Genomic DNA, 25,000 nt, shown 5'->3' on the forward strand with positions numbered 1-25,000 from the left:
CCGCGTCGAGGTCGCGTTGAGGCCGCCGCCACGATCCCGGCGTTCGCGCTCGACCGCGCCGAACGGCACTTCGGCGCAGTACCGCCGGTGCGGACCCTCTCCGCAGCGCCCGTGCACCGAGCGCGCTCCCACACCGGCACCAGGAACGTGACGCTCCCGCCGGTCACGACGGGGTGAGGCGGGCGGGACCCGGACCCGCGGCCGACGGATCAGGAGTGCTTCGAGGATCTCGGCGGGCCCGCCCGGGGCGACTTCCCGTGCCTCCGCCGCGCGGGTCGGACCGGAAGGGAGGCGTCACGCGAGTACGTCCGCCACCCAACGACCGCTGGTCGCACCGCAGTCGGCGGCCAGGAAAGCCCACCGGGCACGCACAGGAAGAGGCCCCGCCCCGAGCCCGGGTGCGGAGCCTCTCGTTGAGCCGTTGAGCCGTTGAGCCGTTGAGCCGTTGAGCCGTTGAGCCGTTGAGCCGTTGGGCCGTCGGGCCGTTGGGCCGTGGGTCGGTCAGCGCTGGACCGGCTTGCCGCGGCCCCAGCCCCAGGCGAGGCGGTCGGCGCCGGACTGGTTGGTGGTGGCCAGCCAGGGGCGGGACGGGTCGCCGACCAGGGTCTGGAGCGAGTAGGTGTCGCCGGTGCGCAGGCCGGGCCAGTAGACGGAGCCCATCTTCAGCTCGCGGAAGGTGTCGGTGACGGCCTGCATGTAGTTGACGAAGTTGTTGTCGGGGGCCGGCTTGTTGTAGTCGAAGCCGGTAGTCATGTGGGCGCCGAACTCGTCCGCGACGGTCCGGTTCGCGCAGTCGCCGATGCGCACCTTGAGGTCGGCCACCCACTGGTCGTAGGTCGCGTAGTCCTTCCAGAAGCCGTAGTGGTGCAGCGACAGGTAGGTGCCCTTCAGGCGCGGGTCGGCGCAGACCGAGGTGACGTGGTCGTTGTAGCCGGCGCCGCTGACGAAGACCCGGTCGCGCGGGACCGACGGGTAGGCCGCCAGCCACTTCGCGGCGATGTCGGCCCACTCGGTGTCGGTGTAGCCGTGCGGCTCGTTCATCGGCTCGAAGTGGACGCGCTCGTCGTTCCGGTAGGCCTTGACGACGGTGTTCCACATGGGCCAGTAGGCGGCCTCGTCGTCGATGAAGCCGTCCTTCTGGGCACCCGTGCCCTCCCAGTACGACAGGATGACCTTGAAGCCCTTGTCCGAGGCCGCGTCGATGACCCCGCGGTAGGACTTCCAGGCGGGGCCGTTGACCGTATACGGGTTGACGGGCAGCCGCACGGTGTTGGCGCCGAGGTTCGCGCGGAACGCCGAGATGATCCGGCTGGCCTTGGTGTAGGTCTGGGCGTAGGTGTCGGAGAGCGACAGGCCCGACAGGACGATGGGGTCGTCGGCGAAGTTGTCCCGCGGGTCGGCCCAGTTGACGCCCTTGAACTGGGTCGGGTCCAGGCTCGGCGCGGCGGCGGAGGCGGGGCTCGCGGTGAGGGTGGCGCCGCTGACCGCGGCGACGGCGACGGCCACGAAGGCGGCCCGCAGTCGGGGGGTGAGGCGGGTTCTGGCGGGGGTCTTGCGCATCGACGTGCCCTTTCAGGAGGTGGCGGCTCGGCGCGTGGGGCGGGTGCGCGGGGCGGAGCGGCCGTGGGGGGAGGACCGGTGCGGTGCCAGGGGGCCGGAGCCGGGGGCCTGGTGACCGGGGGTGCGGGCCGAGTGGGGATGCCCGGCCGGGCCGGGTGGGGGACCAGCCATCCGCTCCTCCTTGTCGAGTCACCGGCCGCGGAGCGGTGTTTGCGTAAACATCCACGGACAGGTGACTGGTGTTTACGTAAACATCGCGGCGCCGGAATCGTGGCATCAGGCAACCCGCGCGTCAAGGTTTCCCGCACGTGACCTCGCGTGGCCGGCACGTGACATCGCCAGGCCCGCGGGGCCGGGGATCGCCGTCCAGAAGGGCGCCGGCGCCGGTGCCGATCTCGTCGCCGGGCGGAGTGTCCTCGGCGAACAGGAGTCATCGCCGGGTGCGGGGGGTATGGCGGGGGCAATGGGATCGAACACGAAGCGCAGCCGGCGAGGGTCCGCCCCGATCGAGCAGGGGGCGGGCGCGGCCGGTCGCATCGGGTGCGGGGTGGCACATCTCGTACCGGCCCAAGGCCTGAGGAGGGTGTCATGAACCGTCAGACCCGGGTGCGCGTCAGCCGTAGGCCCGCCGCTCCGCGCGATGTGACGATCGACCGCAGGACCCCTTCGGGGCGGCTGCTCCCGTACTGATTCCGGCCGCCGTCCCGGCGCCGCCGTGCCGGGAGGAGGGACCGTGCCTCAGCGTCCGCGGTGCGCCATCGCCGTACGCAGGGCCGTACGGACCTCCTCCGGGGGCGGCGGACCGTCGCTCCCGATGCTGGCGGTGACCGCCGCGGCGACCGTACGGAGCTTGGTGTTGGAGAGCTGGGAGGCCTGCCGGAGGATCGCCCACGCCTCGTCGGAGGTGCAGCCCTGGGTGGCCATGAGGATGCCGCGGGCCTGGTCGATCACCGGCCGGGAGGCGATCGCGTGGCGCAGCTGCTCGACCTCCTCCTGGAGCACGCGCAGTTGCTCGGCGCGCTCCCGTGCCACCGCGGAGGAGGCCGACGGGCACGGTTGCGGATCGGGGGCGGTGTGCAGCGGATCGGTGGTGTCCAGACCGGCGAGTTCCAGTATCCGGTGCGGCTGGCCGTTCCAGTTCAGCGTCGCCACCGTCACGCCGTGCCGGTGGCCGTGGTCGGCGAGTGTCTCCAGGAACTGCAGCCCCGCGGTGTCCATGAAGACCACCTCGGTCATGTCCAGTTCGACCCGGCGGACGTCGGACGGCAGCTCGGCGAGTTTCTCGGCCAGGAGGTCCGCGCAGCCGCGGACCAGTTCTCCGCGCGGGGCCAGCACCGCCCGGCCCGCGTCCACGTCGCTCTCGATGACCAATGCCTTGAGTCGCCTCGCAAGTGGTGTGTGTGCCGCTGAGGTCATGTCCCCGCCTTGTTCATTCCCTGACAGTCCTCATGACGTTGACGTAGCCTGTCCCGGCGCCGCCGGACTGGTTGAATGGGACCCGGCGGTGCTGACCGTGCGCCTGCCCGCCGTACGGAGGACTACACACCACCTGCGGGAATGTCAGGTGGTTTCGGGGGTATGGGCGATCTGGTCCGGGAAGAGGCGGGAGGCAGTGTGGGTATCCGGTACGAGGCGCCGTCCGGGGCCGTCGACGCGGCACCGGCACTGACGGTGTCCCCGCTGGGAGAGCGCAGCGGGCTGCGGGTGGCGGGAGAGGTCGGCCTGACGACGCACGAGGTCTGGCGGCGTGCGCTGGACCGAGCCGTACGCGAGGACGGGGATGTGTACTACCTGGAGCTGTCAGCCGTGACCTTCGTCGATGTCGCGGGGGTCGGGGCGCTGGCCTTTGCCGCCCAGCAACTGGGGGACGGCCGGCGCATGGTGCTGCACCGGCCGCCGCCGGGCCTGCGCCGCGTGCTGGACATGTTCTGGCCCGACCTTTCGTCGATCGAGGTGTCGATCTCATGAGTGCCTCGGCCGAACCCTTCGCGTCCGTCGGGTCCCGCGACACCGCCGGACCCCTCGACCCCTTCGTCCACCCCGCGCTGTTCTACGCCGACGAGCCCGAGTACCTCGCCGGCACCCTGTCGTTCGTGCGGGCCGGCCTGGAGGCGGGCGACCCCGTGGCCGTCGCGGTGCCCGGCGAGAACCTCGCCCTGATCCGGGACGGACTCGGTGCCGACGCCGACGCCGTGCGGCTCCTGGACATGCGAGAGGCCGGACGCAACCCCGGCCGGATCATCCCCGGAGTCCTGCGCGCCTTCGCCGACGCCCAGCCGCCCGGCCGGCGGGTGCGGATCATCGGCGAGCCGATCTGGGCGGGCCGCAGCGACACCGAGTACCCCGCCTGCGTCCAGCACGAGGCGCTGATCAACGCGGCCTTCACCGGTCGCCCGGTCAGCATCCTGTGCCCCTACGACACCCGGCGCCTGCCGCAGCAGGTGATCACCGACGCGTACGCCACCCACCCCACCGTCATCCACGCCGGCACCGGCCCGGAGGCGCACAGCGGGGCCTACGACCCCGACGACGTCGTCGCCCGCTACAACGAGCCGCTGCCGCTGGTCCCGGACGTGCCCTCCTTCGTCTTCGACACGGACTCGCTCTCGCACGCCCGGCACGTCGCCACCGACCTGGCCGCGGAGTTCGGCCTGACCGGCGTACGGCTGCAGGACCTGGCGATCGTCACCGCCGAGCTGACCACCAACAGCGTGGTGCACGGCGGCGGTTCGGGTGCGCTGCGGGTGTGGGCCCAGGACGGGAACGTGGTGTGCGAGGTGCGCGACAAGGGCCGGCTGGCGGATCCGCTGGCCGGACGCCGCCCCGCGCCCCGCGACCAGCGCGGCGGCCGGGGGCTGCTCATGGTCAACCTCGTCGCGGACCTGGTGCGGGTGCACACCGGCGAGGACGGGACCACCGTGCGCTGCTGGTTCGCCGTCTGACGGACCGGCCACGCGTCGTGCCTACCGGGCAGGCGCGGCCCGCGGCTCAGGTGGCCAGCGGGTCCAGGACCAGGGGCTCGATCCTGCCCTCCAGCATGTAGCCGAGGCCCTGCACGGCGCACACGTCGGGCCGTTCGGCGATGTGCACCGGCATCCCGGTGGCCTGCCGCAGCATCTGGTCGAGGCCGGGGAGCAGGGCGCTGCCGCCGACCATCATGATCCCGCGGTCGGCGAGGTCGGCCACCAGGTCGGGCGGGCAGTTGCGCAGCACCCTGCCGATGCCGTCCAGTACGGCGGTCAGCGGGGTCTCGATCGCGTCGCGGACGGCGGCGGTGTCGACCTGCACGGAACGGGCGAGGCCGGTGGCGACGTCCCGGCCGTGGATCTCGGTGGACGCCGGGCCGTGCGGGGTGAGGCCGTTGCCGGAGAGGGCCAGCTGGAGCGGGCGTACGGACTGGCTGGGCAGCATCAGCTCGTGCTCGTGGCGCAGGTGCTGCACGATCGCGTGGTCCACGGCCTCGCCGCCGACGGGGATGCGTTCGGCGGTGACGATGGAGCCGAGGGAGAGGACGGCGACCTGGGTCGCGGCGGCCCCGCACACCATGATCATGGTGGCCTCGGGCCGCTCCACGGGCAGTCCGCAGCCGACGGCGGCGGCGATCAGCGTGTCGACCAGCTCGACCCGGCGGGCGCCGAGCCCGACCAGTGTCTCGATCGTGGCGCGCTGGGCCAGCGGGTCGGCGTCGTGCGGGGTGCAGGCGGCGGCGCGCAGCCGGGGCTTGCGGCGCAGGTTGCGGCGGATCTTGTCGCCGAGCAGGTGCCGCAGCATGCGCTGGGCCATCTCGATGTCGACGACCGTGCCGCCGGAGACCGGCCGCACCACGCGGATGTAGCTCGGGGTGCGGCCGGTCATCTTCTCCGCGAACTCGCCGACCGCGATCAGCGCGCCGGTGCGGGTGTTCACGGCGGCGGCGGACGGCTGGTCGACGACGAGCCCGGCCCCCTTCACGTACACCCGCGTCCTCGCCGCACCCAGGTCGACGGCGAAGTGGCAGCGGCGCAGCTGCTCCAGACTGGCGGTCATGGCAGGTCCTCCCGAGAGCACAGACCGTGGGCCGCCGGGTGGCGGTCTCTTAGGCATCGTGCGCGGCGCGGGGAGGGCGCGCGTGTTGTGGTGGGCCGGGTGGGGTGCGGCTGAATGGGGGGTTTCGTCAGGCCCCCGCTCCGGAAGGCGGCCCGGGCTCTGTCCGGACCACTCCCAGGTCCGCCAAGTCCTGCGGGCGGATGCGGAGTTGGTCCGCCGTCGCCTCGGCCTCCTCCGGTGGGCGTTTCAGGATCGCGGCGGCCAGCTCGGGGGCGATGACCGAGAAGTAGCTGTCCGGAGTGGCCCAGGTGTTGCCGGGGGCGGCCAGGGCGAGAGCGCCGCCGGAGCCGCCCTCGCCGATCAGCAGCGTGGTGACCGGTGTGCGGGCGGCGGCCACCGCGCCGAACAGGTCCGCGATGGCCGCGCCCGCGCCCTGCCGTTCGGCCTCGGCGTCGTTGGCCGCGCCGGGTGTGTCCACCAGGGTGAGCACCGGGATGCCGAGCCGGTCCGCGAGGCGGATCAGCCGGGCGGCGGTGCGGTAGCCGGCGGGGCGGGTCGCCGTTCCGGTCTGGGCGGCGAACGCGACCGTACGGCCCGCGTGCTCGCCGAAGCCGCACAGCATGCCCTCGGGGTCGGTGCCGCCGCAGCGGTCGCCGCTGAGCGGCAGGCGGTGGGTGAAATAGGCGTCCAAGTAGCGGGCCGCGCGCGGGCGTTCGGGGGAGCGGGCGCGGTGCACCGCGGCCCAGCCGGTGGCCGGGAGGTCCTCCGCGCCGAGGAGGGCGGGGACCGGCGCGGGTGCGTCCGACGGCGCCGTCAGCAGCCGGAGCCACCGGCCCAGCGTGCGCCGCAGGTCCCGGGGTGGTACGACCGCGTCGGCCGAGCCCGCCGCCACCTGCGCCTCGGCCGTGTAGGCGGCCGGGTCCGCGTCCGGCGGGCGGACCCGGGAGCCCGCGAAGCCGACCTGGGCGCCGGGCAGGGCGAGGATCACGTCGGCGCCCGCGCCCAGTGTGGCCCAGCCGCCACCCGTCGTCGGGTCCCGCAGGACCGCGATCTGCGCCAGCCCCGCCTCCCGGGTGAGCATCGACTGCCGGGCCACGCGCTGAAGTTGGGTCAGGGCGAGCATGCCCTCCTGCATACGGCTGCCGCCCGTGGCGATCAGCGGGACCACCGGCAGCCGGTGCTCGCGGGCGTACGTGTACGCCGCCTCCAGGCGGTCGCCCGTGCGCTCGCCGAGCGAGCCGCCGAGGAAGCCGAACTCGAAGGCGATCAGTACCGCGGGGGCGGACTCGACGCGCGCGGTGCCGCAGACGACGGACTCCTGCTCGCCGGTGCGTTCGGCGGCGCGGGCGCGCGAGGCGTCGTAGCCCTGCCAGGCGAGGGGGCCGTCGGGGCCGGAGTCCTCGGCCGGGTACGGGAGTTCGGCGAAGGTGCCGTCGTCGGTGACGAGGGTCAGGATCTCGCGCGCGCTCAGCCGCTCAGTCATGGCTCAGCGCCCGCTTCATGATCTTCCCCATGTCGTTGCGGGGCAGGACGTCGAGGTGGCGCACGACCCGGGGACGCTTGTGCGGGGCGAGGCGGCTCGCGACATGGTCGGCCAACTCCTGGTCCGAGGGCGGGGATTGCGGGTCTGCCGGGACCACCCAGGCCACGATCCGCTCGCCCAGGTCGGGATCCGGTTCCCCGGTGACCGCGGCCTCGCGGACACCCGGGTGCTCCAGCAGCGCGTTCTCGATCTCCCCGGCCCCGATCTTGTAACCGCCGCTCTTGATCAGGTCGGTGGCCTTGCGGCCGACGATGCGGACATAGCCGTCGGGGTCGCGCACCGCCATGTCCCCGGTGCGGAACCAGCCGTCGGCGGTGAAGGCGGCGGCCGTGGCGTCGGGGCGGTTGAGGTACTCGGTGAACAGGTTGGGGCCGCGCACCTGGATCTCGCCCACGCTCTCGCCGTCGTACGCCGTGATCGGCGAGCCGTCCTCCTCCACCAGCCGCAGCCCGACGCCCGGCAGCGGGACGCCGACCGTTCCGGCGCGCGGCTCGCCGTCCGCGCGGACACTCGTGTTCATGAGTGTCTCCGTCATGCCGTACCGCTCGACGACGCGCTGTCCCGTCGCGGCCGTGATCCGCTCGTGGTCGTGCACCGGCAGGGCGGCGGAGCCGGACACCAGCAGCCGCGCCCGGCCGAGCGCCTCGGCCAGTCCGGGATCGCCGGGCAGCGTCTCCGCGATCCGGTGGTACATCGTCGGGACGCCGAACAGCATGGTCGCGCCGTCGTTCAGCTCGCGCGCCACGCCCTCGGTGCTGAACCGGCCGAGGTGGCGCAGGGATCCGCCGCGCCGCAGCGGGCCGAGGACGCCGAGGACCAGGCCGTGCACATGGAACAGCGGCAGCCCGTGCACGAGCACGTCGTCGCCGGTCCACCCCCAGGCGTCGGCCAGCGCGTCCAGAGTGGCGGTGATCGCCCGGCGGGGGATCACGGCGCCCTTGGGCGGGCCGGTGGTGCCGGAGGTGTAGACGACGAGGGCGGGGTCCTCGTCGTCCGCGTGCTCGCCGGGGAGCCGGCCGGTGGCGTGGACGTCGACGTCGACACGCGGGATGTCCCGCAAGGCGGCCGGGAGTTCGTCGCCCGGTGCGGCGAGCACCGCGGCGGGCGCGCTGTCGGTCAGGATGTGCCCGAGCTCCTTCTCACCGGACTTCGGGTTGAGCGGTACGGCGGCGACACCGGCCAGCAGCGCCGCGGGCACCGCGACGGCGGTCTCCAGGGTCGGGCCGGCCCAGACGGCGACGCGGCTGCGGCCCGCGATCCGGCCCGCCAGCGCGCCCGTCGCCGCGGCGAGTTGGGGGTACGTCAGGGACCGGTCGCCGAACCGCAGCGCGGTGCGACGGTCCGGACCGTCGGTGAGAGCGGGGAAGAGAGAGGACACGCTCGTACTCCTTGACTGTTCGGCGGACGCTGTCTGTTGCCGTCTGTCGGCCTGCCCCCGGCCCGGCACGACCATCACCAGCCGCGCCAGCGCGGGGACCACCGCGACCACCATGCCTCCGCGGACCATCACCTGCCTGAAGAAACGCTCGCGGTCGACGTCCGGTGCCGCGGCCAGGACCAGCGGGCCGTTCGCCGAGAACGGGCTGACGTCCACGACCGTCGCCGGCACGGCGAGCGCGGCCACCATGCCGACGGCCCCGATCTCGCCCTGCGCGAGGAACGGCACGGGCAGCGGGATCGGCGCGCCCATGACGCCGACCGAGGAGGCGAACGCGGACACGAGCAGTGCCGGGGCTGCCGAGGGCGTCGGGGCGGGTCTCGACGGCGGTGGCCGCGGCGGCGGGGCGGGTGGCCGGGCCTTCGCCGGGGCTGCCCGGGCGCCGGCCGGCCTGCGGGCCCGAGCCGTACGAGAAGGAGCCCGTCGTGCCCGAGTCGCCCCCGTCACCTCCGGCCACCTGGGACTACAGCCGGCGCGCGCGGGATGGGAGACGGGGGACGGGGGACGAAGGTCCGCTCGCCGTCCTCCGGGGCGGCGTCGCTCCGCGCCCGGCGCGCTCGGCCACGCCGGCGCGGGCCGCGGGGTCAGGGCGTGGCCCGCGGGCCGGCCGGACGGTCCTGGCCGCTGGAGGCCGGTGTGCCGACGACCGCCACGCGCTGCAACAGGCCCCACGTGAACTCCGCGACGCACTCGCGGTGTACGCCCTGTCCGTCCGGGGCGGTGAAGGCCAGGGCCCAGCGGGTGGGGGCCGAGCCCTGGAGGGGGCGGGCCGGGGGGAAGGCGCGGGCGGCCTCGTCGACCGTGCAGGACCAGGGGGTGAGGTCGTCGAGGGTGCGGAGCGCCGGCCCCCCGGCTCCGGGGGCGCGGACCAGCCACTCGTTCCAGACGGCGCCGTTCGGGGCGAGGAGGACCTCGAAGCGCAGCTCCGGCCAGAGGGGGACGGGCCAGAGGCGGGCCTCGCAGGTCAGGTCGCCGGCCTGGCGGGTGAGGACCGTCTCCGGCTCGCCCAGGACCGATCGGTACCTGGAGGCCGCCGCCCGCCCCCGCGGGGAGCGCACCATCGCCTGCCACCGTCTGTTGGCCTCGCGCATCTCCGTGATCGAGACGCCCAGCTCGTGGCGGGCGTCCTCGACCAGGCCGGGGTTGTGGTCGGCCATGCGGCGCAGCAGGACCAGCTGGAAGCCGAGCGGGGTGAAGGGGTCGGGGCGGGGGCTAGTCGGGCGCTTTCCGGAGGGCATGGGACCCATCGTCCTCCACCCGCGGCTCGCCCGGACGGCGGCCGTCGGGAAGGAACAGGACCGAGTTGACGTACCGGGGGCGGTCCCGGAAGGGCAGGACCCGGCGCAGCAGGCCGTGCGTGACGACGTACGAGGCCTTCGACTGGTGGGACTCCAGCGGGAAGTCCGCGAGCGGCACCCAGGTCTCGCGGGGCAGTACCCAGCCGTCGTAGCCGAGCGTCGACAGATACGTCACCACCGGCGCGATCGGCTGGATGCGGGCCTCCAGTTCGACGAAGAGGGCCGGCCGGTCGCGGGTCAGGAGCGCGGTCGCCCCGCGCAGCACCGCCAGCTCGTTGCCGTCCACGTCGATCTTGATGAACCCGACCTCGTGGAGCTCCAGTTCGTCGAGGGTGACGCACTCGACCTCCAGCGCCTGGCCGTGGATGTCCCGCCGGACCAGGGACGACACCCCCCGGTCGCCCGCGTCGTCCGCCGGCAGCCACAGCCGGGCCGTGCCCGCCCGGTCCGAGGCGGCGGCCTGGATCACCCGGACGTTCGACGGGGCCGCCGAGGTCAGCAGCCGCGCCAGATGGGGGACCGGCTCGACGGTCACCACCTGGCCGGCCCGTGCGGACAGCCGGTGCGTCCAGGGCCCGTACCAGCCGCCGACGTCCACGGCCGTACCGCAGCCGTCCGGGCACAGGTCGGCGAGGCGGGCCAGCTCGGGTTCGTAGCGCGGGTACACGGCTCTGGCCACCGCGGCGACCAGACGGGTCGGCAGATGGGGGGCCACGCGGGCCGTCAGCGTGCGCGCGGGGCGCGTCATGCGCTGGTCCGTTTCATGAGTTCCTCGTGTTCGTCGTCCGTCACCTGTTCGCCGGAGGACGGCAGGAGCTGCGGAATGCCGTCGACGACGGGGTAACGGCGGCGCAGACGTGGGTTGTAGAGGACCTCCGCCTGGGCCGGAGCGTCCGGTTCGACGAGGTGCAGCGGGCCCTTGTCGAGCGGGCACGCCAGGATTCTCAGCAGCGGGTCGTCAGGTTTCACGGTGGCGTCAACTCCTTGGCGCCGACGGGGGGCCGGGGCGCCGGGTCGTGTTTCGGCATGCTCAGCAGTACGGCGACGGCGAGCACGATGCCCGAGAGCCGCAGTGCGAGCCGGAGCGGTTCCTGCGGCAGCGCCTCGCCGAACGAGAGCGTGCCGAGCACCGCGGTGAACAGACAGGTCACCGTCGTGCACACCGGCACGATCAGCGAGGCCCGGCAGCGTTGCAGCGCCGCCTGCGACATGATCAGGCCGAACGCGCCGGTGATCAGCAGGAGATACGGGTAGGGGGAGCGGAGCAGGCCGAGGACCGCGTCCCCGAACCCGCTGGACGTCAGGTAGCTCGACATGCCCTTGATGGCCAGCGAGCTGACCCCGTACAGCAGGCCCACCGCGACGCCGTACTCCACGCCGGTGGTCGGCGCGCGGTGGCGGTGCCGGGCGCGGCGCTCGGCCGCGTTGTACAGCCCCACGCCCGCCGCCAGCGCCGGCACGCACACCAGCAGCACCAGCGGGTACGGCGCCTCCTGGCTGACGGTGTCGGAGCCCTCCCGCAGCGACAGCACGACCATCAGCAGCGCGAGCAGGATCGCGCCCAGCGCGTACCGCTCGCGGCCGGTGGTCTCCTCGCCGAGCAGCCGGGCGGACAGCAGTACCAGCAGCACCAGCCCGGAGACGAAGATGCCCTGCGCGGCGGCGATCGGCAGGGTGCGGTACACGGCGAGCTGCGCGCCGAACCCGGCGGCCAGCGAGAGGGACCCGCCGATCCACAGGGGGCTGCGCAGCACGAGCCCGAGCAGCCGGGCGGGCTGCCGGACGCTCACTTCCGGCAGGGCCGCGAGAGCACGTTTCTCCAGGACGAATCCGGTGCTGTAGAGGACGTTGGCCAGCAGGGCCGCGGCTACTCCCCACCACATCGCCGCCCCCTACGTCTTTCGCGCGTGCAGCAGCAGGATCGACGCGAGGGAGGGTCTGGCGCAGGCCAGCCGGTCCAGCGGGCGCAGCGGACGCGGCACGCCGTGGAACGGGGCGCCTTCGAGGCGGACGACCTCGAAGCCGGCGGCGGCGACGAACTCCCGCAGGGCGCGCGGGGTGTAGAGCCGCAGGTGACCGACCACCTCCTTTCCGGGCCTGCCGTGGATGGCCCGCAGACTGACCTCCGAGAACACCGGCTGGACCCCCGCCAGCAGCAGGGCGCGGTTGTACCAGGCGGCCAGGTTCGGGGTGGACAGCATGAGATGGCCCCCGGGGCGCAGTACGCGGCGGATCTCGTCGAGCGCGGCGTCCGGGTCGACGAGGTGCTCGATCACCTCGCTGAACAGCACGGCGTCGGCGGTCCCATCGGCGAACGGCAGCCCGGCACCGGTGAGTTCGCCGCGGATCGTGGACGTCAGGTGGGCGCGGGCCCGTTTCAGGGCGTCCTGGGACCAGTCGACGCCGATGACGCGGTGACCGCGCAGGAGGGGGGCGGCGGTGGCCGCGGCGGTGCCGTCGCCGCAGCCGATGTCGAGCACGGTACGGACGGTGCCGGTGGCCGGGCCGAGGGCGCCGGCCAGCATGCGGGCCTGGCGCAGCGAGCGGGAGGGGCCGGAGGCGACGGGGACGGCCGGGTTCTCGTAGAAGTCCCGGAGTTCCCTGGGGAGGTGCCGGGCGGTGGCGGTCATGGGCTGACCTCCGTGGTGTGCAGATAGTGCTCGAAGAGGTCGCGGAGGTGGGCTCCGTCGCCGTGGCCGAGCAGCGCACGCGACCAGCGCAGGGCCAGGTGGAGGCGGCCGGCGGTGGAGGCGGTGGTGACGGTCAGGCCGCGGGGCATCCGGGCGGGCGCGGAGAACCAGACGGCGTGCGCGCGGCCGGCCTCCTCGCCGAAGTCCAGCGGGTACGGGATGCGGCCGATGTTGCTGAGCAGGGTCGTCGACGTCCAGGGCGCGGCGGCCCGGCGCAGGCCCCGGGTGAGGGCGGCACGCCAGGCCACGGGGGTGACCGGGGCGGTGAGGAGGGAGGCGCCGTGGCCGAGCTGGGGGCGGGGCAGGGCCTTGAGGGCGCGGGTGCGGGTCGCCGTGCGGTGCAGGAGCGAAGGCATGCCGGCGGCGGTAATGCGGCTCAACTCGTCGGGAGCAAAAGGCACTTCGACGAGGCGGGTGCCGTTGCCGATGGGCATCGTGGTGTCCCGGGGGCGGTCGTCGACGGGCATGGTGATGCGCAGAGGGCGGGGGCGGGCGCCGTGCTCCCGGTTCCAGTGCGCGAGGGTCAGCGCCGTGGTGACCATGAGCTGGTCGTTCACGGTGTACGGGGCGCCCTTGGGGCGGTGGGGGAGGGGAAGCTCGGTGACGAGCAGGCCGTTGCCGGGGGAGGGCTCGGGGGAGCCGGGGGCCACGCGGGCGGGCCTGGACCAGGTGGAGGGGGCGGGGGGCTGGTCCTGAGGGGGCTCCGGCGGACGTACCGGAGGGGTCGCGGGGGCGTTGTCCCTGCCGCCGTACAGCTCCGCCACCGTGGCGAGGACCCGGAGGCAGGCGGGGCCGTCGAGGGCGGTGTGGTTGATGGTGAGGAACAGGACCGTCCCGGTGCCGCCGCCGGGCGGCGGGGCCGTCGGCCCGTGCCGGCGGGGTGCCGTCCCGCGCGGGTCGGACACCGCCCCGGCGCTACGGCGGCCCGTGGCCCCGGCGGACGCGGGGGCGCCGTCAGCCGCGGCCGGGCCGGCGACGCCGACTCCGTCGGTCGCCTCGCTGCCCTCCGCCCGGCCCGCCCCTTCCACCACCTCCACCCGGATCGGCGGCGACAACGACAGCGATGGTGCCTCCACCAGGGCCCGGGTCCGGGCGTTGCGCAGCGCGTCCCGCCCCGGTGCCGGGAAGTTCACCACCTCCACGTCCGGCTCCGCCGTCAGCTCCCACTCGTAGCGGCGGCGGTACCAGGGCCCCGGCGCCTCCCGCATCAGGACGCGGGGGTGCCGGTGCAGCGCCTCCGTGAACGCCTTGCGCAGGCGCCCCGGATCCAGCGGTCCCGGCAGGTGGACCTCGATGTGGACCGTTTCCGGTTCCTCCTCCTGGAGGCAGTGCCGGGACACCTCGTCCACCACCGGGAACGGGACGCGCATGGGTGCGGTCATGTCGGTTCGGCTCTCCCCTTCTCGACCTGGACCGGCGGCAGTCGCCGGGTCGGCGCCTCGGACTCCACCGGTGGCTCACCCCGCGGTGGCTCGTCCACGGGCGGCCCACTCCGCTCCCGTACGCTCACCAGCGCCGCGAACAGGCCGATCAGCGCCAGCAGTTGGGCCACGGGGCCGAACGCCCCCTGCTCCGCGCCGGCCGGCTCCCCCGCCCCGGTCGCCGCCGCGATCCCCGCCCCCGCGAGGGCGGCGAAGGCGATCGGTACCAGCAGCGCGTGCCGGCGGTGTGCGAGGAACGCCAGCGCCGGGACCAGCAGCGCGAACCACCCGGCGATCACGATCGCCACCAGCGTGAGCGCGACCGTGCCGAGCCACAGTCCGGGCGCCGGCGGGAGCGGCTGCGGGTCGTCCGGGCTGGGGGCGGTGCGGCGCCACAGGACCAGCCCCAGCAGGCCGGCCAGCGCCACGCCGCTGCCGATCAGCCCGGCGTCGTAGGTGGTCGCGGGCTCGTACGACAGTGTCACCGTGCCGCCCGCCCCCGCCGGGATCCGCCAGCCCTGCTGCCAGCCGTCCAGCCGTACCGGTGTCAGCTCCTTGCCGTCCAGGGTGGCTCGCCAGCCCTCGTTGTAGTTCTCGTACGTCGTCACGTAGGACGCCGCGCCCGAGCCGACCGTCACCTCCCGCTGGTCGCCCAGCCAGTCCCGTACTCGCAGGTCACGGCCGGTGGACGTGGGTTCCGTCACCGTGCCGCGGGTCAGCGTCACGTCGGTGAGCGCCAGGGGCCCGGCGTCCCCGCCCTCGACCCGGTGCGAGCCCGCCGTCAGCTCCAGCCGGGCGTCCTCGCCGTCCGGCCCGCAGAGGGTGACGTCCACCGGTCGCCGCTCCGTCAGGTCCTGCACCTGCCCCCGCACGCTCGTCCGGTACAGCTCCCCGTCCACCGCGACGACCGGTCCCTGGCCGCACGGCAGCGAGAAGGTCCGGTCCGGCTCCGGCTGAGGGGTGCGGTAGGTGTCGAGGGCCGGGAGGTACGCCTCGGTGAGGCCGACCGGCAGTTGCAGGTCCTCGTCGGCCACCGGGTTGTGCAGGGTCATCGGGGCCGTCTTGGTGATCGTGATGTCCAGGCGGTCCGTGGTGATCGCCGGGAAGCGGGCCGCCCCGTTCTCGTCGACGCCCACGACGGCGGCGCCGTCGGGCGAGCTGATGTCCACCTCGGTGGGCCGGGTGGACAGACCGCCCGCGGCGGCCAGCACGACCTCGCTGATCGGCTGTTTCCCGGTCCAGCTCAGGTGCACGGTCGGGCGGTCGCCCGCGATCCACGCGGTGGTCAGGTCGCCGTCGGTGAGGTTGCGCGCGGACAGGCCCGCGCCCAGCATCGCCGTGGAGTCGGCGGTCGCCGTGATGCGGTCGCGCTGGTCGGGCGCGACCTCGTACAGCATCCGGTCGAGCGCCTCACCGGCCACCGGGACCGCGCTCGCCTTCACCTCGTACGTCCCCGCCGCGGCCGTGGTGAAGCGGCGGTGCAGGCCCGCCTCCGTGCCCGTCGGGGAGAAGCCGGCCGGGTCGGCGGTGCGGTGCAGGGAGATGATCTCGGCCGGCGCGTCCGTGCTGTCGGCGTCCGTGGGCAGCCTCAGCAGCCGGGTCACCTGGACGTCCGGCAGGTCGATCTCCGAGAACCCGGCGCCCGCCAGTCCGGCCCGCCGGGCCACCGAGTCGGTGATCGTCAGCTTCATCCAACCCGTCGCGCCCGGCGGCGCCTTGACGGTCTGCGTCGAGCCGTCCGGGCGCAGGAAGCTGCTGACCGAGCCCTTCTCCGTCTCCACCCGCACCCGGGTCGGCGCGGACCGCACGCTCTCCTGCGGCAGCGGCGTGACCTTGAAGGACGACGGCATGTCGAACGCGTCGCCGGAGAAGGCGATCCGCAGCCACTGCCCGTCGGGGGAGCCCGCGGCGCCCTCCGTCCACGCGGTGTCCGGGTTGCCGTCGAAGGCGTTCACCGGGTCCAGCTGGGGCAGGTGGAACAGCCAGTTGCCGTACGAGGACGCGGTGACCGAGCGGGCGCCGCGCAGTTCGGCGACCGTCTGGTGGTCCAGGCCGGTGGTCGGCAGGATCTGGTGCGGTTCCTCGCCGGCGTTCTGGGCGGCGTCGGACGCGTTGCGTTCGTCGCGGGTGTACGTGTAGGAGGTGTTCGCGTTGACCAGGCCGAACCGGGTGTCCGCGCGGCGCAGGCCGTCACCGACGATCTGGAGCGGCGGGGTGCCGAGCCCGGGGTGGTTGTCGCCGGTCAGCACGGTCGCCCGGCCGCGCAGCTCGCCCGCCAGCGGCAGCAGCGCCTCCGGCCCGCCGGAGACCTGCGCGGTGTCGGCGACCGGCGTCAGCCCGGCCTGGCCGGGACGCGGCACGTCCGCACCGGCCGGACGGTAGATCTCCACCGCCCGCTGCCTCGCGTACAGGCCCTCCACCTGGAGCGGGGTGTCGGGCTGGATCACGCCGCCGGTCATGAGCGGGCCGAGGCCCGTCACCCGCTCGTACCCGGACTGCTCCAGGGCCCGCTTCACCGTCGACGTCGGCACGTTGCCGATCTGGTCGGGGTCGAGATCGTTGCGGACGACGACGTAGTAGACGCCGGCACGGCTCAGGTAGTCGGCCAGTCCCGGGACTTCGCCGCCGGTCAGCAGCGCCTGCTCCACCGCGTCCATGGCGCGCCGGTTGCCGGGGGTGCCGAAGGGCACGTAGTCGCGCTGCGCCCAGCGGGAGTCGGCGAGCACGTCGAGGGGCTGGTCGATGGGGGAGCCCCAGGTGTAGACGCCGTGCGCGGTCGCCGGGACGACCAGGGCACGCGAGTCGGGGGAGTACTTCTCCAGCCAGTCGGCCGTGGACTGCCAGTACTTGGGGAGCTCCTGGAAGGAACCCGGGTTCAGGATCGAGCCGTTCAGGTACGGCCACAGCAGGCCGGGCAGGATCAGCACCGCGGCGATCAGCGGGGCGAACCGGCGGCCCCGGACCTGGCGGACACCGCGCCGCTCGGCGGCCAGGCCCACCAGGTGGGCGATGCCCAGCACCAGCGCGAGGGCGAGTCCCGCCTGGAACTTGTAGATGTTGCGGAAGGGCGCGAGGCCGCCGTTCAGCCAGTCCTGCACCACGCCGTGGAAGGGGGCGCCGAACGGGCCGCCGTATCCGGCCAGCAGCACCAGCGTCGTCGTCATCACGGTCAGCACCAGCCAGCGGCGCTCCGGCATGTCCCGCCGGGCCAGTCCGGCGAGTCCCAGCCCGGCCGCCAGCGCCGAGCAGAGGATGACGGCCACCGAGGAGGCGACCGTCCAGCCCGCCGGGATCCAGGCCTCCACCAGGTGCAGGTAGGCGACCCAGTTCCCGCCGCCGCGCAGCGCCTCCGTCGCCGACATGGTCTCCGTCGTGGTCTGCGAAGTCTCCACGTACGGCAGGAAGTTCTCGCCGTAGGCGCCGAGCAGCAGCAGCGGGATCCACCACCAGGCCGTCGCGAGGAGGACGCCCGGTGCCCACCAGGCGATCAGCTTGCGCTGCCGGGGGCCCGGCGGGCGGGAGAGCAGGTAGAGGCCGGCCGGGACCAGGGCGGCGAGGGTGGAGGTCGCGTTGACGCCGCCCATGAACGGGACGAGCAGCACCGAGCGCAGGGCGGCGATCCGGGCGGTGTAGCGCTCGTCGGCCAGCGGCAGCAGCACCCAGGGCAGGAACGCGCCGGGCAGCGCCGCCGCCGACGTCGAGCCGATGACGATGGTGAACACCGGCCACAGGGCGTACGCGACGGCGGCGAGCAGCCGGGAGGCGCCGGTGCCGACGCGCAGCCGCTCGGCCAGCCGCAGCGCGCCCCAGAAGGCGACCGACACGATCAGCGACAGCCACAGCCGTTCCACCAGCCACACCGGCAACTGCACCGCGTGGCCCAGCCAGTAGAACGGCAGCATCGGCCAGACATAGCCGACGTACTGGTCGGCGATCCCCCCGAAGGAGCCCTGGTCGTGCCACAACTGGCCCAGGTCGGCCAGGAACCGGCCGGGGTCGGTGGTCACGCCGAGCTTGGTGTCGAAGGTCTGGCGGCCCGGCCGCACCGCCAGGAACAGCACGAACACCACGGCCCAGAACCCCAGCAGCCAGCGCCGCGACCTCGGGCCCTCGGGAGGGCCCGACATGATCGCGGTGGTGGGGACGGCTGCCGGAGGGGGAGCCTGGACCGTGGACGTCGTCATCGTGGAGACCGCCGGAGGATGAGGAGAAGGTTCCAGGTGGCCACCTCGCGGATCCCGGGTGCTCTGACGACGGTCTCCGCGAGGAAGGGCCAGTAGCGGGAGCGCGCCGAGACGACCTGGACGTCGTCACGGGCGCGCACCTGCCGCAGGGTCGGGCCGATGTGCACGGCGAACAGGTTCTCGCCGAGAGTGTGCTTGGCGGCCTTTCCGGTACGGCGCCGATAGCGGGCGCGAGCCCGTTCGGCGCCCAGGTAGTGCCAGGGCGCCCACTCGTGACCGCCCCACGGGGACAGCCAGTTGGTGAACGACAGGTAGATGAGGCCGCCCGGCCGGGTCACCCGCACCAGCTCGCTGATGAAGGTCTGCGGATCGGCCACGTGCTCCAGCACGTTGGAGGAGAAGGTGACGTCGGCGATCCCGTCGTACAGCGGCAGCAGGTAACCGTCGGCGATCACGGTCCCCTCGGGCGGCTTGTCGCCCAGCTCCCCCGCGTCCGGTTCGAAGAGGTGGGCGTGGGCGCCGCGGCGGCGGAACTCCTCGGTGAAGTGGCCGCTGCCGCCGCCGACGTCCACCACCGTGCGCCCGGCCACCGGACCGTCGTAGGCCTCCACCTGGTCGACGGCGTCCCGGGCGAGCAGCGAGTAGCAGCCGTCCGGGTCGTCCTGCTCGCGCAGGAAGGCGCGGAAGAGCGCGAGGGAGCGCCGGACTGAGGGGTCTTTCAGACGCCCGCGCTCCGGGGCGTCCCGGAAGGGGCGCGGGGAACGGCGCGACCAGCCACGGACAGCCGGCACGCGCGAGACGGGCTTCCCGGCACGGCGACCAGGCGTCACGGCACCCAGCCCCGTACCGCTTCGGCGGCCACCGCCCGGAACTGCCGCACCGTCCGGTCCCAGCGGAAGCGTGCCGCCCGGTCGCGGGCCGCCTTGCCCATCAGTTCCCGGCGGTGTCCCGACAGGGCCAGCGTGCACCAGGCCGCCGCGAAGGACGACTCGCCGGCCGCGAGGACGCCGGTCTCGCCGTCCACGACCGAATCGCGCAGGCCGGGCACGTCGAAGGCGATCGACGGGGTCTCGCGCGCGGCGGCCTCGGTGACCACCAGGCCCCACCCCTCCACCGCGGAGGGATGCACCAGCAGCCAGGCCGCGCACAGCAGGCGGTGCTTCTCCGCCTCGGAGACATGTCCGGTGAACTCCACGCCAGGCCCGGCGAGTTGCTCCAGCCGCTCGCGTTCGGGTCCGTCGCCGACGATCAGCAGCCGGCCGCCGGTGACCGGGCGCACCCGTTCCCACAGCCGCAGCAGCAGATCGATCCGCTTGTACTCGACGAGCCGGCCCACCGCGACGAACAGCGGCTCCGGCGAGCGGTCGGCGCGCGGTCCCGGCTCCTCCACGCCGTTGTGCACGACCCGGATGCGGTCGCGTTCCACACCGATCCCGCGCAGGGCGTGGGCGGTGGAGGGGGAGACGGCGACCAGCAGGCCCCGCTGCTGGGCGGCACCGGCCAGGGCCCAGTGTTCGAGCCTTCGGCCGATCCGGGCGGCCGGCGTCAGCGGCCCGCCGAACCGCATCTTCCACAGGTCCGTGTGGACGTGGTTGACCAGGCACAGCGTGGGGCCGCGGTGCCACAGGGGTGCCAGGTACGGCATCCCGTTGCAGACCTCGACCAGCAGGTCGCAGTCGCCGACCTGACGGGCGAAGGCCGACCGGGCGCGCAGGAAGTGGCCGAACTCACCGCCCGCCGACACGACCCGGTAGTCCCGGTAGGAGGCAGGCCCTCCGCACAGCAGGGTCACCTGGTGACCGAGCCGGGTCAGTCCGTCGGCGAGGCGGTCGACCAGCAGCTCGGAGCCGCCGGCGGCCGGGTTGTCCAGGTCTCGATGGGCGAGGAAGACGATGCGGCGCGGAGGTGGGGGGAGCGCCGAGGGGTGCTGTGACGCCCGGGAAGCCGGGGAGTGAGGGGGCTCCCCCCGCTCGAACGAAGCCGAGAGCGGGGGAGAGGACGGCACGTGCTGGGGCATGGGTGCTCCAACTCGTCTCGGGGTGCGGAACTGAGCGTGGGGGACGAGGGTGTGTTCCTGTGGGGAGTTGCAGGGGTTCCTACGAGGTGGGTGTGGACGGTCTGTGTTCGGGTGGGGTGGACAGTTTTCGCCCACCCGTTCGTCACGGCTACTCACCGAAGTGACAATTTCCGGCTTTGTTAGAACTGACGTCACGTCACATCGTGACGGGAACCCGGGACGTATCGGGAGTTCGCGGGGAATCAGGACGCCTGCGTCCCCGTACCACCAAAACGCCTCCCACGACCGCCAGGACGAATCCGGCCACAGCCGCGCCGATCGGCAACGTCCGGCCCACGGCGCGCAGTTGGCCGCTGTCCCGCTCGGCCTGCCGCACCGCCTCCTTCTGCGTCTCGGTGGTGAAGGCGAGCTTCCGGCTGTCCAGCAGCACCACCGCGTCCTGGTCCGCGCCGGGTGCCCGCAGGGTGCGCTTGGGGCCCACCTGTGCGTAGATCACCCGGCCGGTGGCCTGGTCGACGACCAGCTCGATGCCGTGGTTGGAGTACCACTCCTCGGCCAGCACCTGCGGCCGTTCGGGCTGGTCGACGATGGTGCCCGGCACCAGCCGGGTGCCGACCTTGGACGGCGGTACCGAGCCGGTGAACCGGTAACCCGTGTACCCCTGAACCTTCTCGGTACCCCGGTAGTTCATCGTCACCGTGGAACCGAGGGAGTTGTCCCACCACTGGTAGGAGCGTTTCTGCACGTCGAACGGGAACTTCAGGTAGGCCTCGCCCTCGATGTACGGCTTCTCCTGGCAGCAGTGCACCGGCTTCGTGGTCTTGCGGTCCATGACCCAGCGGTGCGGGATGAACTCCAGCGCGTCGTGCGGGTCGGCGGCCGGCAGGGACGAGTTGGTGTCGACCGTGGTCGCCACGTCCCACACGGCGTTGCCGCTGCGTTCGCTGTCCGCCACGTCGGCCCGCACCCGTTGGGTCACGGTGATGCGCTGGTCAGGCACGGTGTCCAGCTCCTCGGTGTCGAAGACGCTGCCCGTGCCGCGGTAGACGGCGGTGGTGTCGATGTCGATGGGGTTCACGGCGGCTCGCGGCTGCACGTACCACGCGAGCAACGGCGCCAGTACCAGCAGAAACGTGCCAAGACCCAGCAGGATCAGGGAAAGAGGTGATGCTGTACGGCGCATCCGGGCACTCCAGGGGCGTGAGATGGCGGAGTTCGGGCCGCTCTATGGGCCGAGGACCGTAGGCGCCCCTTGACGGAGTGTCAATGTCTTGTCGACACTGGGGCCGACAGGCAGGGTGGGACGGCGGGTGGGTACGACGTCCGGATGCTTGGCCGGACAGAGAGGCTGACCCTGCGATGTCCAGACTGCTCGCCGCCACACTCACCGTCGTGCTCGCCGCCGCCCTGGCCTTGGGCGCCGCGCTCGGCGTCGTCGCGCTGCTCGAGGCCACACCCGACCAGCCGAACACCCCTTTGATCACGTACGAGCAGCCAGGCCAGGGGAGTTGACCCGTGCCCGCCCGCCCGGCAGCCGTCACCTCCCGCTCGGCCTGGCACGACGTCCCCCGGCTCCAGGTGCGCCGGTTCGCGGCGATCGCGATGGCCGAGGCGCCCGAACTCGCCGAGGAGATCATGCGGGAGATCCGCCGCGAGTACCCTCAGCTGCCCGTGGTCCTCGACGAGTCGGGCGAGCCGATGGCCCTGATCGGCATCCGCCGTGCCATCGAGGTCTTCGTCCAGCACCTGGAGAACTCCGACTACTCGGCGGGCCGCCCGACCGTACCGCCCGGTGTCTTCCAGGAGTTCGGCCGCGGCGAGGGCCTGGGCGGCCGCAGCCTGGACTCCCTCCAGGCGATCTACCGCATGGGCGTACGGCTGGCCTGGCGCCGCTTCGCCGACATCGGCCAGCGCGTGGAGATCCCGCCCCCCGCGATGTACGAGCTGGTGGACGCGGGCTACGAGTACCTGGACGGGCTCGTCGACCAGTCCGTCCGCGGCTACGCCGAGGCGGCCGCCCGGCAGGCCGGGGAGCGCCTGCGGCTGCAGAGCCGCCTGATGGAACTGCTGCTCGCCGAACACCACCGGGGCGATCCGGCCGACGCGCTCACCGAACGGGCCGCCCGGATCGGCTGGCCGCTGCCGGAGAAGGTCGCGGTGGGCGTGCTGCTTCGCCCGGCACGGGAGGCGGTGGCGCCCGCGGTCGGACAGGGGGTGCTGCTCGACATGGAGTACGAGCAGCCCCGGATGGTCGTGCCCGAGCCCGGCGCGGCCGGCCGCCCCGAGCTGCTGCACCGCGCCCTGACGGGCTGGGCCGGGGCGATCGGCCCGCCGGTCCCCCTCGCCGAGGCGGCGAAGTCGCTGCGCTGGGCCGAGGCGGCGGTACGGCTGATGGAACGGGAGCTGCTTCCCGCGGGCGAGGTCCTGTACTGCACCGAGCACACGGAGGCGCTCGTCCTGCTCCAGCCCGAGGAACTGATCGACGACCTCGCCCTGCGCTGCCTGGCCCCCCTGGCCCACTGCGGCCCCACGCACGGCCGCAGGCTGGCGGAGACGTTACTGGCGTGGCTGGAGACGCGGGGAGGGGCACCGGAAGTGGCGGCGCGACTGGGGGTCCACCCGCAGACGGTGCGGTACCGGCTGCGTCAGATCCGGGAACTGTGGGGCGCCGAGATCGACGACCCGGACCGCCGCTTCGAACTGGAACTGGTGCTGCGGGCGCAGCGGCTGCGGGGCACCCTGGGGGAGCCGCGGCGGCGGGGACGGGGGCGGGGGCGTACCTGAGACGACCGGGGTGCGGACGCTGTCCCGCGCCCGCGCCCGCGCCCCGGTCGGCCGGTCACCGCACCGGTACAGCCAGTCGTCCCCGTCGAGCGGATCCGTATGGTGCGCCGCCCGCCGAGCCGTTCACCACCGGTCCCGCCGAGCCGTTCACCACCGGTCCCGCCGAGCCGTTCACCACCGGTCCCGCCGCGCCGCGGTGACGGAAGTGAGGTGACGCGGCCATTGCCCGGGCAAAGCTCTATGACTAGCCTGTGTTCGTCATGCCGATCGTCTGTTGAAATCTCGAACACAGACACCTGAGACACAAAGGGAGGGGGCCGGTCATGGGACGCCTTGTACCTGCGGTGACCCGGGCTCTCGACATTCTTGAGCTCTTCCTCGACGGGGACGGGACACTCTCCGCTCCCGACATCGTGCGCCGGCTGCAGCTGCCGCGCACCACCGTGCACGAGCTGGTCACCACGCTCGCCGCCCGGTCGTACATCGTGCAGGTACCCGGCCAGCCGGGACGTTACCGGCTCGGGGTGCGCCCCTACCAGCTGGGGAGCCGGTACGCCGAGCAGCTCGACCTCGCCGCGGAGGGCCAGCAGGTCGCCCGCTCGGTCGCCGAGACCTGCGACGAGACCGTGCACGTGGCCATCCTGGAGGGCACCGACGTCATCTACATCGCCAAGGTGGACTCCACGCACGCCGTCCGCATGGTGTCGGCGGCCGGGCGACGGCTGCCCGCGCACTGCACCTCCGTCGGGAAGATGCTGCTGGCCTCCCTCCCCGATCACGAGCTGTCCGCACGTGTCCCGGAGGACGCCGACCTGGTCGCGATGACGCCCAACAGCATCACCGATCCGCACGCCCTGCGCGAGGCCCTGGCCGAGATCCGGCAGCGCGGCCTCGCCGTGGAGCGCCGCGAGTCCAACCCGGACGTCTCGTGCGTGGCCGCGCCCGTGCACGACCGCACCGGCCGGGTCGTCGCCGCGCTGTCCATCTCCGTGCCGATGATCCGCTGGAGCGACGAGCGCCGGGTCGAGCTGGAGCAGCTCGCCGCGAAGGGCGCAGCCCAGCTGTCGGAGCGGCTCGGCCACCGGAGCGTGGCATGACGCACCGGTACGAGGTGGCGGTACGCGCCGAGGCCACCCTCGGCGAGGGCCCGACCTGGGACGCGGCGGCGGGCCGCCTGATCTGGATCGACATCCTCGGCTGCCGGATCCACACCTACGACCCGGTCTCCGGCCGTCGTACGTCCCGCACGACCGAGCAGCACGTCGGCGCCGTCAAACCGCGCGCGGGCGGCGGACTCGTCCTGAACCTGCGCGACGGCGTCGGCCTCGTCGACCCCGACGACACCTTCCGCTGGCTGCACCGCGAGCCGGTCCCCGGCCGCCGCGCCAACGACGCCGCCGTCGCCGCCGACGGCTCCCTGTGGGCCGGCACCATGCGCTACGACGAGGCACCCGGCGGCGGCACGCTGTCCCGGATCACCGGCGACGGCACGGTCGAGGTCGTCCTCGACGACGTGGCGGTCAGCAACGGCACGGGCTGGAGCCCCGACGGCCGGCTGATGTACTACATCGACTCGCCGACCCGCCGGGTGGACGTCTTCGACTTCGCGGACGGCCGGCCCCGCGACCGCCGCCCGCTGGTGGAGATCGAGGACGGCGCGGGCTTCCCGGACGGCCTCACGGTCGACGCCGACGGCTGCGTGTGGGTGGCCCTGTGGGACGGCGCCGCAGTACGCCGCTACACGCCCGGCGGCGAGCTGGACCAGGTGATCGACCTGCCGACCCCCCGGGTGACGGCGTGCGCGTTCGGCGGCCCGGACCTGACGGACCTGTACATCACGACGGCCCGCGTGGGCCTCACGGCACCGCACCCGGTGGCAGGGTCGCTCCTGGTGATCCCGGGAGCGGGAAAGGGCCTGATCCAGCCGGCGTTCGCAGGCTGACATGTCCCGAGGGCGGCGAACCAGACCGCCATCACGTACAGGCAGACGCGGGCGTCGGCGTCGTACGCGATCAGGCCGGTGACGAAGAGCAGGAAGG

The 25,000-nt window shown here is 73.7% G+C and carries 21 protein-coding genes; 6 read left to right on the forward strand and 15 right to left on the reverse strand.

Annotated features, from left to right (window positions below):
* Nucleotides 1–501: 501 nt before the first annotated feature.
* Nucleotides 502–1,560, reverse strand: coding sequence for a glycoside hydrolase family 5 protein (locus ACWD0J_RS23285; protein WP_451497728.1), 1,059 nt, complete (start codon nucleotides 1,558–1,560; stop codon nucleotides 502–504).
* A gap of 738 nt (nucleotides 1,561–2,298) precedes the next feature.
* Nucleotides 2,299–2,976 (reverse strand): ANTAR domain-containing protein, encoded by a 678-nt coding sequence (locus ACWD0J_RS23290; RefSeq protein WP_451497729.1) that lies wholly within the window; start codon nucleotides 2,974–2,976, stop codon nucleotides 2,299–2,301.
* Nucleotides 2,977–3,138: 162 nt separating this feature from the next.
* Here ACWD0J_RS23290 and ACWD0J_RS23295 point away from each other — a divergent pair, with 162 nt between their 5' ends.
* Together ACWD0J_RS23295 and ACWD0J_RS23300 are read left to right on the forward strand one after the other, a co-directional pair.
* Nucleotides 3,139–3,528 carry an STAS domain-containing protein gene (locus tag ACWD0J_RS23295; protein WP_451497730.1) on the forward strand — a complete coding sequence of 130 codons (390 nt, stop codon included), beginning with the start codon at nucleotides 3,139–3,141 and terminating at the stop codon, nucleotides 3,526–3,528.
* Nucleotides 3,525–4,502, forward strand: a complete 978-nt coding sequence (locus ACWD0J_RS23300; RefSeq protein ID WP_451497731.1) for an anti-sigma factor RsbA family regulatory protein — start codon at nucleotides 3,525–3,527, stop codon at nucleotides 4,500–4,502. Before ACWD0J_RS23295 ends, ACWD0J_RS23300 begins: the two co-directional genes overlap by 4 nt.
* Nucleotides 4,503–4,548: 46 nt before the next feature.
* Here ACWD0J_RS23300 and ACWD0J_RS23305 read toward each other — a convergent pair whose 3' ends face one another.
* From ACWD0J_RS23305 to ACWD0J_RS23365, 13 genes are all read right to left on the reverse strand, one after another.
* Complete coding sequence (locus ACWD0J_RS23305) at nucleotides 4,549–5,586, reverse strand: rod shape-determining protein (RefSeq protein WP_451497732.1); 1,038 nt, start codon at nucleotides 5,584–5,586, stop codon at nucleotides 4,549–4,551.
* A 127-nt stretch (nucleotides 5,587–5,713) separates the two neighbouring features.
* Nucleotides 5,714–7,069: a carboxyl transferase domain-containing protein gene (locus ACWD0J_RS23310; RefSeq protein WP_451497733.1), complete on the reverse strand. Its 1,356-nt coding sequence runs from the start codon at nucleotides 7,067–7,069 to the stop codon at nucleotides 5,714–5,716.
* The gene (locus ACWD0J_RS23315; protein ID WP_451497750.1) at nucleotides 7,062–8,507 is read right to left on the reverse strand and encodes an acyl-CoA synthetase; all 1,446 of its coding nucleotides are present in this window, start codon (nucleotides 8,505–8,507) and stop codon (nucleotides 7,062–7,064) included. The genes ACWD0J_RS23310 and ACWD0J_RS23315 overlap by 8 nt, the downstream gene beginning before the upstream one ends.
* Before the next feature lie 644 nt (nucleotides 8,508–9,151).
* On the reverse strand, nucleotides 9,152–9,805 hold the full coding sequence (locus ACWD0J_RS23320) for a hypothetical protein (RefSeq protein WP_451497734.1): 654 nt from the start codon (nucleotides 9,803–9,805) through the stop codon (nucleotides 9,152–9,154).
* The gene (locus ACWD0J_RS23325; protein ID WP_451497735.1) at nucleotides 9,780–10,613 is read right to left on the reverse strand and encodes an FkbM family methyltransferase; all 834 of its coding nucleotides are present in this window, start codon (nucleotides 10,611–10,613) and stop codon (nucleotides 9,780–9,782) included. The genes ACWD0J_RS23320 and ACWD0J_RS23325 overlap by 26 nt, the downstream gene beginning before the upstream one ends.
* Nucleotides 10,610–10,834, reverse strand: a complete 225-nt coding sequence (locus ACWD0J_RS23330) for a Trm112 family protein (protein ID WP_451497736.1) — start codon at nucleotides 10,832–10,834, stop codon at nucleotides 10,610–10,612. The genes ACWD0J_RS23325 and ACWD0J_RS23330 overlap by 4 nt, the downstream gene beginning before the upstream one ends.
* Nucleotides 10,831–11,748 carry a DMT family transporter gene (locus ACWD0J_RS23335; protein WP_451497737.1) on the reverse strand — a complete coding sequence of 306 codons (918 nt, stop codon included), beginning with the start codon at nucleotides 11,746–11,748 and terminating at the stop codon, nucleotides 10,831–10,833. Before ACWD0J_RS23335 ends, ACWD0J_RS23330 begins: the two co-directional genes overlap by 4 nt.
* A gap of 9 nt (nucleotides 11,749–11,757) precedes the next feature.
* The gene (locus ACWD0J_RS23340) at nucleotides 11,758–12,495 is read right to left on the reverse strand and encodes a methyltransferase domain-containing protein (RefSeq protein ID WP_451497738.1); all 738 of its coding nucleotides are present in this window, start codon (nucleotides 12,493–12,495) and stop codon (nucleotides 11,758–11,760) included.
* Nucleotides 12,492–13,937 carry a condensation protein gene (locus ACWD0J_RS23345; RefSeq protein WP_451497739.1) on the reverse strand — a complete coding sequence of 482 codons (1,446 nt, stop codon included), beginning with the start codon at nucleotides 13,935–13,937 and terminating at the stop codon, nucleotides 12,492–12,494. The genes ACWD0J_RS23340 and ACWD0J_RS23345 overlap by 4 nt, the downstream gene beginning before the upstream one ends.
* Nucleotides 13,934–18,160, reverse strand: coding sequence for an alpha-(1->3)-arabinofuranosyltransferase domain-containing protein (locus tag ACWD0J_RS23350; RefSeq protein WP_451497740.1), 4,227 nt, complete (start codon nucleotides 18,158–18,160; stop codon nucleotides 13,934–13,936). Before ACWD0J_RS23350 ends, ACWD0J_RS23345 begins: the two co-directional genes overlap by 4 nt.
* Nucleotides 18,157–18,882, reverse strand: a complete 726-nt coding sequence (locus tag ACWD0J_RS23355) for a class I SAM-dependent methyltransferase (RefSeq protein ID WP_451497751.1) — start codon at nucleotides 18,880–18,882, stop codon at nucleotides 18,157–18,159. Before ACWD0J_RS23355 ends, ACWD0J_RS23350 begins: the two co-directional genes overlap by 4 nt.
* 104 nt (nucleotides 18,883–18,986) lie before the next feature.
* Nucleotides 18,987–20,177: a glycosyltransferase family 4 protein gene (locus tag ACWD0J_RS23360; protein WP_451497741.1), complete on the reverse strand. Its 1,191-nt coding sequence runs from the start codon at nucleotides 20,175–20,177 to the stop codon at nucleotides 18,987–18,989.
* A gap of 196 nt (nucleotides 20,178–20,373) precedes the next feature.
* Nucleotides 20,374–21,360: a DUF3068 domain-containing protein gene (locus tag ACWD0J_RS23365; RefSeq protein WP_451497742.1), complete on the reverse strand. Its 987-nt coding sequence runs from the start codon at nucleotides 21,358–21,360 to the stop codon at nucleotides 20,374–20,376.
* 176 nt (nucleotides 21,361–21,536) lie between these two features.
* On the opposite strand from ACWD0J_RS23365, the gene ACWD0J_RS23370 reads away from it, so the two are divergent.
* From ACWD0J_RS23370 to ACWD0J_RS23385, 4 genes are all read left to right on the forward strand, one after another.
* Nucleotides 21,537–21,689, forward strand: coding sequence for a hypothetical protein (locus ACWD0J_RS23370; RefSeq protein ID WP_451497743.1), 153 nt, complete (start codon nucleotides 21,537–21,539; stop codon nucleotides 21,687–21,689).
* A gap of 3 nt (nucleotides 21,690–21,692) precedes the next feature.
* The gene (locus ACWD0J_RS23375; RefSeq protein ID WP_451497744.1) at nucleotides 21,693–22,961 is read left to right on the forward strand and encodes a PucR family transcriptional regulator; all 1,269 of its coding nucleotides are present in this window, start codon (nucleotides 21,693–21,695) and stop codon (nucleotides 22,959–22,961) included.
* A 323-nt stretch (nucleotides 22,962–23,284) separates the two neighbouring features.
* Nucleotides 23,285–24,058 carry an IclR family transcriptional regulator gene (locus ACWD0J_RS23380; protein WP_451497745.1) on the forward strand — a complete coding sequence of 258 codons (774 nt, stop codon included), beginning with the start codon at nucleotides 23,285–23,287 and terminating at the stop codon, nucleotides 24,056–24,058.
* A complete protein-coding gene (locus ACWD0J_RS23385) occupies nucleotides 24,055–24,903 on the forward strand; it encodes an SMP-30/gluconolactonase/LRE family protein (RefSeq protein WP_451497746.1) in 849 nt (282 codons plus the stop codon). The genes ACWD0J_RS23380 and ACWD0J_RS23385 overlap by 4 nt, the downstream gene beginning before the upstream one ends.
* Nucleotides 24,904–25,000 lie beyond the last annotated feature (97 nt).

Source organism: Streptomyces sp. NPDC003011 (genome assembly GCF_053591515.1).